Source organism: Aliiruegeria sabulilitoris, assembly GCF_001558155.1.
Taxonomy (GTDB): Bacteria; Pseudomonadota; Alphaproteobacteria; order Rhodobacterales; family Rhodobacteraceae; genus Tropicimonas; species Tropicimonas sabulilitoris.
Genome location: NZ_LOAS01000009.1, coordinates 30827 through 45203 on the forward strand (window position 1 = coordinate 30827; position 14377 = coordinate 45203).

Sequence of the window (14377 nt, forward strand, 5' to 3'; positions counted from 1 at the left end):
ACGGAGCGCCTCAGGTTGAGGCGATCGCCTGTCCGGCCGCCCAGCCCGACGACCAGGCCCACTGGAAATTGTAGCCGCCGAGCCAACCGGTGACATCGACCGCTTCGCCGATGAAATAGAGGCCGGGCAGGGCGTTGGCTTCCATTGTGCGGGACGATAGTGCCGCGGTGTCTATGCCGCCAAGCGTCACCTCGGCGGTTCGGTAGCCTTCGCTGCCGGTCGGGGTCAGTTGCCAATCGGTCAGCTTCGAGACGAGCCCTTGCAGGGATCTGTCGGACTGGTCGCCAAGATTTCCGACAAGCCCGCTCTCCTCCACCATCTTTCGCGCAAGCCTTGTTGGAAGAAACTCCCCCAACACGGTTTGCAGCGCCTTGCGGCCCTCTGTCTGCCGATGGGATTGCAGAAGAGCGAGGAAATCCTGATCCGGCAGCAGGTGGACCGACAATGCGTCCCCTTCGCGCCAATAGGAGGAGATCTGCAGGATCGAGGGGCCGGAGAGGCCGCGGTGGGTGAAAAGCAGACCTTCGCGGAAGCGCGTACCGTTGCAGGTGATCTCGGCCTCGACCGACAGGCCGGCCAGAGGCTTCAGGCCCTCCAGCGTGCTTCCACCAAAGGTAAGCGGCACAAGGGCGGGGCGCGTTTCGACGAGCGGCAGCCCGAAACGCTCGGCAATCCTGTAGGCAAGGCCCGTGGCGCCCATCTTGGGGATGGATTTGCCGCCCGTGGCCACGACCAGCGCGCGGGTTTCGACGGTGGTGACCTTGCCGCCGCGGGTCAGTTGTACCCGAAAGCGCCCGTCGGAATGGGTGATCTCGCCGATCTGTGTCTCCAGCCAGATCTCGGCCCCGGCCTTGGCGATTTCGGCCAGAAGCATGGCGATGATCTCCTTGGCGGAGCCGTCACAGAACAATTGCCCGAGCGTCTTTTCGTGCCATGCGATCTTGTGGCGCCCGACGAGATCCAGAAAATCCCACTGCGTATAGCGGCTCAGCGCCGATTTGCAGAAATGCGGGTTGGCCGAGAGGAAGTTGTCCGGGCCGGCATGGAGATTGGTGAAATTGCATCGCCCGCCGCCCGAGATGCGGATCTTCTCGCCCGCCGCTTTCGCGTGATCCACAACGAGGCAGCGCCCGCAGGCATGGGCGGCGCACATGAGCCCCGCGGCTCCGGCTCCAAGGATCAGGGTGTCGAGCTTCATGCCTTGGCACCTGCCGCTCCGCCGCGACGGGGTCAAGCCCCAACCGATGACTGTCGGCTTTCGGATTCAGGGCGACAAGAAAAAGTCCCCTGATTGTCATTCTTCTGGAAAAAACGGCCACAGGCGCGTAGAGTCCGCGCATAGACCCGGAAAACCGGGCATGTAGAGGCAGAGTGGCGGTTTATCCATGACGGAGATGGTCTATGGCACCGCGCCCGCGCGCGCGGGCGATCCGGTTCTTCCACGTTGGTGGCGTACGGTCGACAAATGGACGATGTCGGCCATCCTGTTGCTGTTCGGCATCGGCTTGTTGCTGGGGCTTGCCGCCTCGCCGCCGCTGGCCGCGCGCAACGGGCTGAGTTCGTTCCACTACGTGGAGCGGCAGGTGTTCTTTGGCGGGTTGGCCATAATCACCATGCTTCTGACATCCATGATGTCGCCGGCGCTGGTGCGCCGTCTGGCGGTGTTGGGTTTCATCGCGGCCTTTTTCTCCCTCGTGCTGCTACCCTTCTTCGGGACCGATTTCGGCAAGGGCGCGGTGCGCTGGTATTCCTTCGGCTTCGCCTCGGTGCAGCCGTCTGAGTTCCTCAAACCCGCCTTCGTGGTGCTGGCTGCCTGGCTCATGGCCGCCAGCCAGGAAGTGGGTGGACCTCCGGGGAAGACGATTTCCTTTGCGCTGGTCTGTGCCATTGTCGGCCTTTTGGCGCTGCAGCCCGATTTCGGGCAGGCCGCGCTGACCATGTTCGCCTGGGGCGTGATGTATTTCGTGGCCGGTGCGCCGCTTGTCCTGCTTGTCGGCATTGCCGGGGGGATCGTGGGGTTCGGCTTCATGGCCTATAATGCCTCGGAGCATTTCGCCCGCCGGATCGACGGCTTTCTCAACCCGGAAATCGATCCGCGTACGCAGCTTGGCTATGCCACCAACGCGATTCAGGAGGGCGGCTTCTTCGGTGTCGGCGTGGGCGAGGGACAGGTGAAATGGTCCCTGCCGGATGCGCATACCGATTTCATCATTGCCGTTGCGGCGGAAGAATACGGGCTCGTGCTCGTGATGGCGATCATTGTGCTCTATGGTATTGTCGTGCTGCGCTCGCTGTTCCGGCTTATGCGGGAGCGCGACCCCTTCACGCGTCTGGCCGGGACGGGGCTTGCCTGCATGTTCGGTGTTCAGGCGATGATCAATATGGGCGTTGCCGTGCGCCTGCTGCCCGCCAAGGGCATGACGCTTCCCTTTGTCTCCTATGGCGGCTCCTCGCTGATCGCCGGAGGGATTGCCGTCGGCATGCTTCTGGCGTTTACCCGCACCCGCCCGCAGGGCGAAATCGCGGATGTCTTCCAACGCAGGGGGCACTAGTGGCTCAACCTCTGATCATTATCGCGGCTGGCGGCACGGGCGGGCACATGTTCCCCGCCCAGGCGCTGGCCGAAGCGCTGTTGGAGAAAGGATGGCGGGTGCGCCTGTCCACCGATGCGCGCGGCGCGCGTTATGCCGGCGGCTTCCCGGATGCGGTCGAGATCGTCGAGGTTGCCTCGGCGACCTTTGCGCGCGGCGGGATTCTCGCCAAGGCGCTGGCGCCGTTCCGCATCCTCGGTGGCGTGATCGGCGCGACCTTCCGCATGCTGCTGGAGCGGCCCGCCGTGGTCGTGGGGTTCGGCGGCTACCCTGCCATTCCGGCCATGACGGCGGCGTGGATCCTGCGCCTGCCCCGGATGCTGCATGAGCAGAACGGTGTGCTGGGCCGGGTGAACAGGATCTTCTCGAAACGCGTCAATGCAGTTGCTTGCGGCACATGGCCGACCGAACTGCCCGCCGGCGTCGAGGGCGTTCACACGGGAAACCCTGTGCGGGCGGCGGTCATGGAGCGGGCAGGCGCCGGCTATATTCCGCCGGGAGACTACCCGATGGAGCTGCTGGTGATTGGCGGCAGCCAAGGGGCGCGGATCCTTTCCGATGTCGTACCGCCCGCCATCGCGGCCCTTCCGATGGAGCACCTTGAGCATATGCGCGTCTCCCATCAGGCGCGCGGCGAGGATCAGGAACGGGTCGAGACCTATTACCTTGAGCATGCGATCACGGCGGATGTGCAGCCTTTCTTCACCGACGTACCCCGCCGCATGAGCGAGGCACAGCTCGTGATCTCGCGTTCGGGCGCGTCTTCGGTGGCGGATATCTCGATCATAGGCCGGCCCTCGATCCTGATCCCCTATGCAGTGGCAGCGGGCGATCACCAGACCGCCAATGCGCGAGGTCTTGCCGATGCCCAGGCGGCGATAGTGATTCCGGAATCGCAGCTTGATGTCGAAACGCTTTCAGAGCAGATACGCGCGATACTGGAAAACCCGGATGCGGCCTTGCAGATGTCGCGGAATGCGCTCTCCGAAGGGCGCCCCGACGCCACCGAGAGGCTGGTCGAGATGGTCGAAGAACTGTCCGGTCACAAGACGCAGGAGGGCGCGCAGCCATGATGGACGGAAGCAGAATTATGAACGCAGTCACCAAACTCCCCACCGATGTGGGCCCGATCCATTTCGTCGGAATTGGCGGAATCGGCATGTCCGGCATTGCCGAGGTGCTGTTGACCCATGGCTACACCGTTCAGGGCTCTGACTTGAAACCGTCGAAGATCACGGAGCGGCTGGAGCGGCTCGGGGCGACGGTCTTCATCGGGCAGAGGGACGACAATCTCGAAAATGCCGAGGTCGTGGTGATTTCCTCCGCGATCAAGCCGGGCAACCCGGAGCTGGACGGCGCCCGCGCCCGCGGCCTGCCGGTCGTGCGCCGGGCCGAGATGCTTGCCGAGCTGATGCGGCTCAAATCCAACATCGCCATTGCCGGCACCCATGGCAAGACGACGACCACCACCATGGTCGCCACCCTTCTCGATGCCGGCGGCATTGACCCGACGGTGATCAATGGCGGCATCATCCACGCTTACGGTTCCAACGCGCGCGCGGGGCAGGGCGAGTGGATGGTGGTTGAAGCCGACGAAAGCGACGGCACCTTCAACCGCCTGCCCGCGACCGTGGCCATCATCACCAATATCGACCCCGAGCACATGGAGCACTGGGGTTCGATCGATAACCTGCGCGCGGGCTTCAAGACTTTCGTCGAGAACCTGCCCTTCTATGGCGTTGCGATCTGCTGCACCGATCACCCGGAGGTGCAGGCACTGGTCGGCAAGATCACGGATCGCCGGGTCATCACCTATGGTTTCAACGCGCAGGCCGATGTGCGGGCGCTCAACCTGCACTACAAGGCGGGCATCGCGCATTTCGATGTCGAGCTGAAGAATGACGGCATGGTCATCGAGGGCTGCACCCTGCCGATGCCGGGTGATCACAACGTTTCCAACGCGCTGTCAGCCATTGCCGTTGCGCGTCACCTCGGCATGAAGGCCGACGAAATCCGTGAGGCGCTGGCCAATTTCGGTGGCGTTAACCGTCGCTTTACCAAGGTGGGCGAAGTAAACGGTGTGACCATCATCGACGATTACGGCCATCACCCGGTCGAGATCGCAGCGGTGCTGAAGGCCGCACGGCAGGCTTGTGACGGACGTGTCATTGCCGTGCACCAACCGCACCGTTATTCGCGGCTGCATAGCCTCTTCGACGATTTCTGCGCCTGCTTCAACGAGGCGGACGTGGTTGGCATCGCCGAAGTCTTTGCCGCCGGCGAAACCCCCATCGAGGGCGCGGACCGGGATGCGCTCGTGGCCGGGTTGATCCGCCACGGACACCGCCATGCCCGCGCGCTTCTGTGCGAGGACGACCTTGAGCGGCTTGTGCGCGAACAGACTCAGCCGGGCGACATGGTGGTCTGCCTTGGCGCCGGTACCATCAGCGCCTGGGCCAATGCCCTGCCGGAACGCCTGCAGGGGTGAGTGAAACCGCCGGCCTGTTCGGCCGGCCCCAGGGAGGAACGCATGAACGTTCTTGTCCTCGGGTGTCTCTGGGTGCTTCTCGGTGCTGCCACCGCGATGTTGCCCTTACGTTACCAGACCCTCCCCGGCCTGACGCTGCTTCTGAGCGCGCCCTGGCTCGTCTGGCAGATCGGCGGTGACTATGGTTGGCTGCCGCTTCTGCTGGCCACCGTTGCCGTGCTGTCGATGTTCCGCAAGCCGTTGCGCTACCTCGCGCTTCGGGTAACCGGCGCGACCCGTGAAAGCGCCCGGGGGCGCGTTCTGGGAGAGCGGCAGTGAGCCTGTCGCTCACGCTTGCCTGCCTCTGGGTCGTCACGGCTGCGGTGATCGCGCTGATCCCGTCCCGACGTCACCACTGGCCACAGGCCTATGTGCTGATCGCGTTCGGTCTGCCGATCCTGGGTTTCGTGATCCATGAAAATGGGATCTTGGTGGGGCTTCTCGTCTTCCTTGCCGGAGCTTCGATCCTGCGTTGGCCGTTGGTGTATCTGTGGCGGTGGGCGCGGCGGATCTTCGGCTAGATCGGCCTTCGGCTCCCCACCAATTTCGCCCTCGACTTGACCGCCGACGCCTGTCTATCAAGGCGCGATCCATATGTTGGAGGAACAGGACATGGCCCAGCCCGACCAGATCGAGATCCGCGGTGAACTGACCCCGAACCGGCCCCTCGACGGGCTGACATGGCTGCGTGTTGGTGGGCCGGCGGATTGGCTCTTCCAGCCGGCCGACCGGGAGGATTTGTGCGCGTTCATGGAGCAGCTCGACCACGATATCCGGGTCTTTCCCATGGGCGTCGGCTCCAACTTGATCGTACGTGATGGCGGCATCAGGGGCGTGGTGGTCCGTCTGGGGCGCGGTTTCAACCAGATCGACTGCGATGATGGAATAGTGACAGCCGGCGCGGCCGCGCTCGATTCCATGGTGGCCCGAAAAGCGGCCGAGGCGGGGCTTGATCTGACCTTTCTTCGGACCATTCCAGGAGCAATTGGCGGGGCTGTTCGGATGAATGCGGGCTGTTATGGCTCCTACATGGCCGATCACCTGATCGAGGCCGAGGCGGTGACGCGCAATGGCAACGTCGTGCATCTCACACCGGAGATGTTGAAATTTGCATATCGATCTACCAAGCTGCCACGCGGTTGGGTCATCACTTCGGCGCGCTTGCGTGCCCGAAAAGCCGACCCTGACGGCCTTCAGGCCCGCATGGCCAGCCAGCTTGCCAAGCGGGACGCGACGCAACCCACCAAGGAACGTTCCGCCGGCTCCACCTTCCGTAATCCGGCCGGTTTCAGCTCGACGGGATGGGCCGATGACACGCATGAATTGAAAGCCTGGAAGGTGATTGACGATGCCGGAATGCGCGGCGCCTGGTTGGGGGGCGCGCAGATGTCCGAGAAGCACTCGAATTTCCTGCTGAATGCCAATAACGCCACCGCGGCGGAGCTCGAAGGACTCGGCGAGTTGGTCAGGAAAAAGGTTTACCAAAACAGCGGAATAGAGCTAGAGTGGGAAATCATGAGGGTCGGTGAACCGGCCCCGGAATGACACCGGCGGAACCACGCCGGGATGACGGGCAGTGAAACCACGCAACCAGCGGATTTCACAATATAAAAATCGGACGCAGGTCCGGAAAAGAGGCGGGCATGTCGAGCAGGACATCCCCAAAGGTGGCGGTTCTTCTCGGAGGGCCATCGGCGGAGCGTGAGGTTTCGCTTTCGTCTGGGCGCGAATGCGCCGCCGCGCTGCGGGGCGAAGGGTTTGAAGTTGTCGAGCTGGACGCGGGTCCGGACCTTGCGGCGCGCCTCGTCGAGGTCGCGCCGGATGTCGTTTTCAATGCGCTGCATGGCCGTTGGGGCGAGGATGGCTGCGTGCAGGGGATGCTGGAATGGCTGCGCATACCCTATACCCATTCCGGCGTGCTGGCCTCCGCGCTAGCGCTGGACAAGCAGCGCTCCAAGGAAGCGTATACGGCCGCTGGTTTGCCGGTGGTGGAAAGCCTTCTGGCCTGTGCGGCCGAAGTGCGCGCGCGCCACGTGATGGAACCGCCCTACGTGGTGAAGCCAAATAACGAAGGCTCCTCGGTCGGTGTCTATATAGTGCACGATGTGGCGAACGGGCCGCCGAAACTGGACGAGGCCATGCCCGAGGTGGTCATGGTCGAGGCCTTCGCGCCCGGGCGCGAACTAACCACAACCGTGATGGGCGACCGGCCGCTGACGGTGACCGATATCCTCACCGATGGTTGGTACGACTACGACGCGAAATACAAGCCGGGCGGGTCGCGCCACGTTGTGCCGGCCGAGCTCCCGGTCGAGATTTTCGATGCCTGCATGGACTACGCCCTGCGCGCGCATGAAGCGCTTGGCTGTCGGGGGATTTCTCGGACCGATTTCCGCTGGGACGAGCCGCGTGGGCTGGACGGCTTGATCCTGCTGGAGACGAATACCCAACCGGGCATGACGCCGACCTCGCTTTCGCCCGAACAGGCCGCTTCGGTTGGCATCTCCTTCGGTGCGCTCTGCCGCTGGCTGGTGGAGGACGCCTCGTGCAATCGGTGACGCCTCCACAGCACGATCCGGCGCCGTCGCGCTGGTCCTATCGGATCCATCGCTGGTGGCTGACGCCCTTTTACCGGCGCGCTCTTCGCGTCGGGGTGCCGGCGCTGGCCATGTTCGGCGCCGTGTTCTGGTATGTCTCCGACGAGGCGCGCGTGACCCGGATCACCGAGGCGGTGAGCGAGGCGCGCGAAGCGATCGAGGAACGGCCGGAATTCATGGTCAAGGTCATGTCGGTCGAGGGGGCGTCTCCCGAGCTCGCGCAGGCAGTGCGTGAAACGCTCGCGTTGCGCCTTCCGATGTCGAGTTTCGACATGGATCTGGATGCGATGCGCCAGAGTGTGAAGAAATTCAACGCGGTCGCGGATGCCAATCTGCGTGTGCGGCCGGGCGGGGTGCTTGCCGTCGAGATTACCGAACGGCAACCGGCCGTGTTGTGGCGCCATGCCGATGGCCTGAGCCTTCTGGATGCCGAGGGGAACATGGTGGCCGGCGCATCGCTGCGGGCCGACTGGCCCGATCTGCCGCTAGTCGCCGGAGAGGGCGCGGAGCTGGTGATCCCCGAGGCGCTCGCGCTCATCGCCGCCGCCGCGCCGCTCAACGACCGTTTCCGTGGGCTGGTCCGCATGGGGGAGCGTCGTTGGGACGCCGTTCTCGATCGCGGTCAGCGCCTGCTGCTTCCTGAAAGGGAACCTGTCGCCGCGCTTGAGCGGCTGATCGCGCTCGACAAGGGGCGCGACATGCTACAGCGCGACGTTACCATCGTCGATTTTCGTAATCCCCGCCGCCCGACGGTGCGGCTCAACACCAACGCGGTCCATGAACTGCGGAACATAAGAGACATCGAGTCCGGAGGCCAACCAGAATGACCGAGCTGTACCAGACCCAACGCGCGATGCGTCGGATGCGCAAACAGGCGATGGATCGCGGCGTGATTGCGATCCTTGACGTGGGCACCTCCAAGATAGGATGCCTCGTGCTGCGCTTCGACGGTTCGGACAAGTTCCTGGGCAGCGACAGCGTCGGCTCGCTAGCGGGGCAATCGAGCTTCCGGGTGATCGGAGCGGCAACGACACGCTCGCGCGGTGTAACATTCGGTGAGATCGACGCCATGCAGGAGACGGAGCGCGCCATTCGCACCGCTGTGCAGGCAGCGCAGAAAATGGCCAATGTGCGGGTGGACCACGTCATCGCCTGTTTCGCCGGTGCCCGACCGCGCAGCTATGGGCTCGATGGCCGGATCGATCTGGCCGACAGCATCGTGACCGAGAATGATGTTGCGCGTGTTCTGGCCGCCTGCGACGTGCCCGATTATGGGCGTGAGCGCGAGGTGTTGCACGCGCAGCCGGTGAATTTCGCCATCGACCACCGCTCGGGCCTGGGCGATCCGCGCGGCCAGATGGGCAACTCGCTGGCCGCCGACATGCATCTGCTGACGGTGGATACCTCGGCGGTGCAGAACCTGCTCTACTGTATCAAGCGTTGCGATCTGGAGCTCGCGGGCCTGGCCTCCTCGGCCTATGTCTCGGGCATCTCGGCGCTGGTCGAGGACGAGCAGGAATTGGGCGCGGCCTGTGTCGACCTTGGCGGCGGCGCGACCGGCATTTCGGTTTTCATCAAGAAACACATGATTTTTGCCGACAGCGTCCGGATCGGCGGCGATCACATCACGCAGGACATTTCCAAGGGCTTGAAAGTGCCGCTGAACGTGGCCGAGCGCATCAAGACCTTCTATGGCGGCGTGATGGCGACGGGCATGGACGACCGCGAGATGATCGAGATCGGTGGCGATACCGGCGATTGGGAACGGGACCGGCGCACCGTGAGCCGGGCCGAACTGATCGGCATCATGCGCCCGCGGGTGGAGGAGATCCTCGAAGAGGTGCGCATGCGGCTGGATGCGGCCGGCTTCGACCATCTTCCGGCGCAACAGATCGTGCTGACCGGCGGCGGCAGCCAGATCCCGGGGCTCGACGGACTTGCCACACGCATCCTCGGCCAGCAGGTCCGCCTGGGCCGTCCGCTGCGCGTGCAGGGCTTGCCACAGGCCGCAACCGGGCCGGCGTTTTCCTCGGCCGTGGGGCTGTGCCTTTTCGCCGCCCATCCGCAGGACGAATGGTGGGATTTCGACGTACCCGCCGACCGCTATCCGGCCCGCTCTCTCAAGCGCGCCGTGAAATGGTTCCGGGACAACTGGTAGGATCGGTTCGTACCTGCCCCGGAACGAGCGTAACTGTGGGAGGGCTAAGCAGCCCTCTGCGCCTCCTCCATGCGACGTTTCCGAAGGGTTCGCGTAATCACCAGGTGCATAAGGCAGGCCCCCGTGAGGAAGGCCGCGACGGCGTTCAGCTGGCTTTGATTTTGGGTCACGAATGCGACGATGGTCTCGATCATCTGAAATGTCCTTTTGATTGGGTAACGTATGGTTAACCTCCAAAAAGGGACGAACTGTGTTCCGAATTAGTGCGGCTTCGGTCGATTTTCCGTCGAAAACCGTCTCGCGCCGCAAAGGCGGCGGGCGCAGGTTGGAAAAAGAAATCCACAGGGTGTGGAAAAAGCTGGAATCCGGAGAAAGCTGTCGCTACGTTGGCGTCCAACAACGCTGGGAATCCGGCGAATGGCAGGCCGAGCAGCCGCCCCACATCGTTAGACCCTGGCTCGCTGTTGCGAGTGGATCCGTGCAATATCGAACATTTGTGCGGGTCTTGTGCTATTCTCGCTTGGCGCCACCAGATCGCGTGCCAGTCAGCAGATAAGCGCTCAATTAACTATTTAGGGTCCATATTTTGTGGCAATTCTGCACTTTTCTGATGACGAATGTTTGTCGCTCGCCTATGCTCGACTGTAACTAAACGAATATCGGGGTCCAATTGCCCCGTTTAGGGACAGATGGCAAACCGCCCGGGGACGGGGCGGCAAAATACAGGCGGAGAAAACATGGCTTTGAACCTCGGTATCCCCCAGGAGCAGGACGAATTGAAGCCGCGGATCACCGTTTTCGGTGTCGGCGGTGCTGGCGGCAACGCCGTCAACAACATGATCGAAAAGCATCTGGAAGGCGTGGAGTTCGTTACCGCCAATACCGATGCCCAGGCGCTGCAGCAGAGCAACGCCGAAGCCCGCATCCAGATGGGTGTGAAGGTCACCGAAGGCCTCGGCGCCGGTGCCCGCCCGCAGGTTGGCGCGGCCGCGGCCGAGGAAACCATCGAGGAGATCGTCGATCACCTCGCCGGTGCCCATATGTGCTTCATCACCGCCGGTATGGGCGGCGGCACCGGCACAGGCGCGGCTCCGATCATTGCGCAGGCTGCACGTGAGCTGGGCGTTCTCACCGTCGGTGTCGTGACCAAGCCGTTCCAGTTCGAAGGCGCCAAGCGCATGCGGCAGGCCGAGGAGGGCGTAGAAGCGCTCCAGAAGGTCGTCGATACGCTGATCATCATCCCCAATCAGAACCTGTTCCGCCTCGCCAACGAAAAGACGACCTTTACCGAGGCCTTCTCGATGGCCGATGACGTGCTCTATCAGGGCGTCAAGGGCGTGACCGACCTGATGGTGCGCCCGGGCCTGATCAACCTCGACTTCGCCGACGTGCGCTCGGTGATGGACGAGATGGGCAAGGCGATGATGGGCACCGGTGAATCCGATGGCGAGGATCGCGCGATCCAAGCCGCCGAGAAAGCCATTGCCAACCCGCTGCTGGACGAGATCTCGCTGCGCGGCGCCAAGGGCGTTCTGATCAACATCACGGGTGGTTACGACCTGACACTGTTCGAGTTGGACGAAGCAGCCAACCGGATCCGCGAAGAGGTGGACCCGGAGGCAAACATCATCGTCGGCTCGACGCTCGACACGGACATGGAAGGCAAGATGCGCGTTTCGGTGGTCGCCACCGGCATCGACGCCTCCGATGTGCAGCAGGACATTCCGCGCCCCGATCGCAAGCTGCGTGCGGTGGCAAGCCCGTCCATCTCCGTTTCGGAAAAGCCGGCCCCGACCGAGGCCGAACTGCCGGAACCGGCCGTCGCCGAAGTGGCCGTTGCGGCCGAGGAGCCTTCGCTCTTCACCGGTTTCCAGCCGAGGGGTCACGAGCAGGTGGTCGAGGAAGTCTCTGACGATCTTCCGCCGCCGGCCTATCATCAGCCCGCAAGCGATCCGCTGCCGCTGGTGGATGCGATCGAACCGGCCGCCGACGAGTATGTCGCGCCAAAGAAACGCCCGGCCGGCACCCCGAGCCCTGAAGCGATCCAGCGCCTTCAGGCCGCTGTCAGCAAGGCCGCACCCTCCGCGCCGAAGCCGGAAACTGCGGCCGCTCCGGCTCGACGCGCCGAAGCGGAACCCGCTGCGAAGAAGCCGAGCTTCGGTATTGGCAACCTGATCCATCGCATGTCCGGCACCGGCGAGACGCCCGAGCGTCCGGCGCAACCCTCGCGGCAGCAACCGCCGCAGCTGCGCCAGCAAACGACTCGACCCAGCCAGGCCTACGAAGACGATTCAGAAATGGACCCGGAACAGGAACGTATTGAAATTCCTGCGTTCCTTCGCCGCCAGGCCAACTGACATTTTTCTTCAGTCGCTTTGAACAGGGCCGGTTTTCGCCGGCCCTTTTCTATTTTGAATCAAATGATTGGCAGCTGTATTGCCGCAATGGGCGGGGTTCCGCTCACCCCGGCAAGCCCATGTTTCACACGGTTACAATGTTTGAATTGAGCATTTGCTGACCGCTTCGTAAATGCAAGTTGCGGGAGGAGCAGCTCTCGCCAAGCAGAAAGAACTGGTCGTGCAAACCACGCTCAAGACATCGGTAACACTCGCAGGCGCAGGGCTCCACTCGGGACGCCCGGCCCGGATTACGCTGAACCCGGCCACTGAGGATAGCGGGATCGTTTTTCGTCGCACGGATGTCACCGAAAAAGATGCGCTGGTTCCTGCCCGTTGGGATGCGACCGAGCATGTGCCGCTTTGCACCCGGTTGGTGAATGCGTCCGGAACGAGCGTTTCCACGGTGGAACATGTCATGGCGGCGCTTGCCGGTCTCGGGGTGCACAATGCGCTGATCGAGGTCAGCGGCCCGGAAGTTCCGATTCTCGACGGCAGCGCGGCGCCCTTCGTCAAGGCGATCGTAAAGGCGGGCGTGCGCTCGCTCGACGCGCCGCTGATGGTTCTCAAGGTTTGCAAGACCGTCGAAGTCGTGGATGGGGAAGCGCGTGCGCGGCTTGAGCCCTCCGACGGGCTGACGATCGATTTCGAGATCGAATTTGCGGACGAGGCGATCGGTCACCAGCACCGGACGTTGAACATGGCCAATGGCGCCTTTGTGCATGAGCTGTGCGACAGCCGCACCTTCTGCCGCCGCTCCGAGGTCGAGTTCATGCAGTCCAACGGGCTGGCGCTCGGTGGAACGCTGGAAAATGCGGTCGTGGTGGACGGCTCTCACGTGCTCAGCCCCGGCGGGATGCGTCACGTGGATGAGCCGGTTCGGCACAAGATGCTGGATGCGCTTGGCGACCTGGCCCTGGCAGGCGCGCCGATTCTCGGTCGTTACGTCGGCAACCGGGCTGGCCATACCATAACCAACAAGCTTCTGCGTGCGCTCTTTGCCACGCCCGGCGCGGTGGAATGGGTGCCCTGTTCTTACGGTACGATGCAAAAACTGCCCGGCGTGGGCGTGAGCCTTGCCGATCTGGACGCGGTTGCCTGACAACAACTTGAAATGAAGTGCGGGAAATCCGGTGCCAGACATTTTGCACCGGATTTTTCTGTGCTAGAGGGTGGCAAATATCGACGCGAGGGTCGATGCAGGGCAGGGTAGTGCAAGGGTATCAAGGCATGGCGGTGCGCAGTGTGATAATCCGGCTGGTCGGTGCTCTGGCCGTGGTGGCGGTCTTGACCGCATGCGGCGACCGGAAGGGCGTGAATGCGAGCCGGGGAGTTCCGTTGGAGAACTTTACGGCGGAGCAGATCTTCAAGCGGGCCGAATACGACCTGGAGAACGGCGACCCGGACGATGCGGCGCAGCTTTTTGGCGAGGTCGAGCGCCTTTATCCCTATTCGGAATGGGCCAAGCGCGCGCTGATCATGCAGGCCTTCTCATTTCATCAGGACCGTGACTTCGAGAACAGCCGCGCATCCGCGCAACGCTATATCGATTTCTACCCCGCCGACGAGGATGCCGCCTACGCGCAATACTTACTGGCGTTGAGCTATTACGATCAGATCGACGAGGTGGGGCGTGATCAGGGCCTGACCTACCAGGCGCTGCAATCGCTGCGCGAGGTGATCGAGATCTATCCCGACAGCGAATACGCCCGGTCTGCGATTCTCAAATTCGACCTGGCCTTCGACCATCTCGCGGCGAAGGAGATGGAAATCGGTCGCTACTACCTGCGGCGTGAGAACTACACCGCGGCGATCAACCGATTCCGCGTTGTCGTTGAGGAATTCCAGACGACCTCCCACACGCCCGAGGCGCTGCACCGGCTGGTAGAGGCTTACCTGTCTCTCGGCCTTGTAGATGAGGCGCAGACCGCGGGTGCGATCCTGGCCTATAATTTCCAGGCGACCTCTTGGTATTTCGATACCTACCAACTGTTGGTCAAGCGTGGCCTGACGGCCCAGGCAAAGGGCGACAGCTGGCTGCGGCAGGTTCACCGCCAGATGGTCAAGGGGCAATGGCTCTGATCGGGCCGGTGGCCTGAACAGTCCGG

General features: G+C 63.2%; 14 protein-coding genes. 12 read left to right on the plus strand and 2 right to left on the minus strand.

The window, feature by feature from the left end; all coding sequences use genetic code 11:
- Nucleotides 1-10: 10 nt before the first annotated feature.
- On the minus strand, nt 11-1198 hold the full coding sequence (locus AX756_RS08940) for a BaiN/RdsA family NAD(P)/FAD-dependent oxidoreductase (RefSeq protein ID WP_068310219.1): 1188 nt from the start codon (nt 1196-1198) through the stop codon (nt 11-13).
- Nucleotides 1199-1385: 187 nt separating this feature from the next.
- Between AX756_RS08940 and ftsW the strand changes: the two genes are divergently transcribed.
- The 9 genes from ftsW to ftsA all read left to right on the plus strand — a co-directional run bounded on the left by ftsW (nt 1386) and on the right by ftsA (nt 9873).
- Nucleotides 1386-2552, plus strand: a complete 1167-nt coding sequence (gene ftsW / locus AX756_RS08945) for a putative lipid II flippase FtsW (protein ID WP_068310221.1) — start codon at nt 1386-1388, stop codon at nt 2550-2552.
- Nucleotides 2553-2599: 47 nt separating this feature from the next.
- A complete protein-coding gene (locus tag AX756_RS08950) occupies nt 2600-3664 on the plus strand; it encodes a UDP-N-acetylglucosamine--N-acetylmuramyl-(pentapeptide) pyrophosphoryl-undecaprenol N-acetylglucosamine transferase (RefSeq protein WP_068310599.1) in 1065 nt (354 codons plus the stop codon).
- A 17-nt stretch (nt 3665-3681) separates the two neighbouring features.
- Nucleotides 3682-5079, plus strand: coding sequence for a UDP-N-acetylmuramate--L-alanine ligase (gene murC / locus AX756_RS08955; RefSeq protein ID WP_068310222.1), 1398 nt, complete (start codon nt 3682-3684; stop codon nt 5077-5079).
- Nucleotides 5080-5121: 42 nt separating this feature from the next.
- The gene (locus tag AX756_RS08960) at nt 5122-5397 is read left to right on the plus strand and encodes a DUF2484 family protein (protein ID WP_068310224.1); all 276 of its coding nucleotides are present in this window, start codon (nt 5122-5124) and stop codon (nt 5395-5397) included.
- Complete coding sequence (locus AX756_RS08965) at nt 5394-5639, plus strand: DUF2484 family protein (protein ID WP_068310226.1); 246 nt, start codon at nt 5394-5396, stop codon at nt 5637-5639. Before AX756_RS08960 ends, AX756_RS08965 begins: the two co-directional genes overlap by 4 nt.
- Nucleotides 5640-5730: 91 nt before the next feature.
- Complete coding sequence (gene murB, locus AX756_RS08970) at nt 5731-6663, plus strand: UDP-N-acetylmuramate dehydrogenase (RefSeq protein WP_082739025.1); 933 nt, start codon at nt 5731-5733, stop codon at nt 6661-6663.
- A gap of 98 nt (nt 6664-6761) precedes the next feature.
- Nucleotides 6762-7676 carry a D-alanine--D-alanine ligase gene (locus AX756_RS08975; RefSeq protein ID WP_068310229.1) on the plus strand — a complete coding sequence of 305 codons (915 nt, stop codon included), beginning with the start codon at nt 6762-6764 and terminating at the stop codon, nt 7674-7676.
- On the plus strand, nt 7664-8542 hold the full coding sequence (locus tag AX756_RS08980; RefSeq protein ID WP_068310231.1) for a cell division protein FtsQ/DivIB: 879 nt from the start codon (nt 7664-7666) through the stop codon (nt 8540-8542). The genes AX756_RS08975 and AX756_RS08980 overlap by 13 nt, the downstream gene beginning before the upstream one ends.
- Nucleotides 8539-9873 carry a cell division protein FtsA gene (ftsA, locus tag AX756_RS08985; RefSeq protein WP_068310233.1) on the plus strand — a complete coding sequence of 445 codons (1335 nt, stop codon included), beginning with the start codon at nt 8539-8541 and terminating at the stop codon, nt 9871-9873. Before AX756_RS08980 ends, ftsA begins: the two co-directional genes overlap by 4 nt.
- A 44-nt stretch (nt 9874-9917) precedes the next feature.
- On the opposite strand, the gene AX756_RS25580 is transcribed toward ftsA, so the two are convergent.
- On the minus strand, nt 9918-10067 hold the full coding sequence (locus AX756_RS25580) for a hypothetical protein (RefSeq protein ID WP_156461433.1): 150 nt from the start codon (nt 10065-10067) through the stop codon (nt 9918-9920).
- 543 nt (nt 10068-10610) lie between these two features.
- Here AX756_RS25580 and ftsZ point away from each other — a divergent pair.
- The 3 genes from ftsZ to AX756_RS09000 all read left to right on the plus strand — a co-directional run bounded on the left by ftsZ (nt 10611) and on the right by AX756_RS09000 (nt 14351).
- Nucleotides 10611-12230: a cell division protein FtsZ gene (gene ftsZ, locus AX756_RS08990; RefSeq protein WP_068310235.1), complete on the plus strand. Its 1620-nt coding sequence runs from the start codon at nt 10611-10613 to the stop codon at nt 12228-12230.
- Nucleotides 12231-12450: 220 nt separating this feature from the next.
- Nucleotides 12451-13371: a UDP-3-O-acyl-N-acetylglucosamine deacetylase gene (gene lpxC / locus AX756_RS08995; protein ID WP_082739033.1), complete on the plus strand. Its 921-nt coding sequence runs from the start codon at nt 12451-12453 to the stop codon at nt 13369-13371.
- A gap of 128 nt (nt 13372-13499) precedes the next feature.
- Nucleotides 13500-14351: an outer membrane protein assembly factor BamD gene (locus AX756_RS09000; protein ID WP_068310237.1), complete on the plus strand. Its 852-nt coding sequence runs from the start codon at nt 13500-13502 to the stop codon at nt 14349-14351.
- Nucleotides 14352-14377 lie beyond the last annotated feature (26 nt).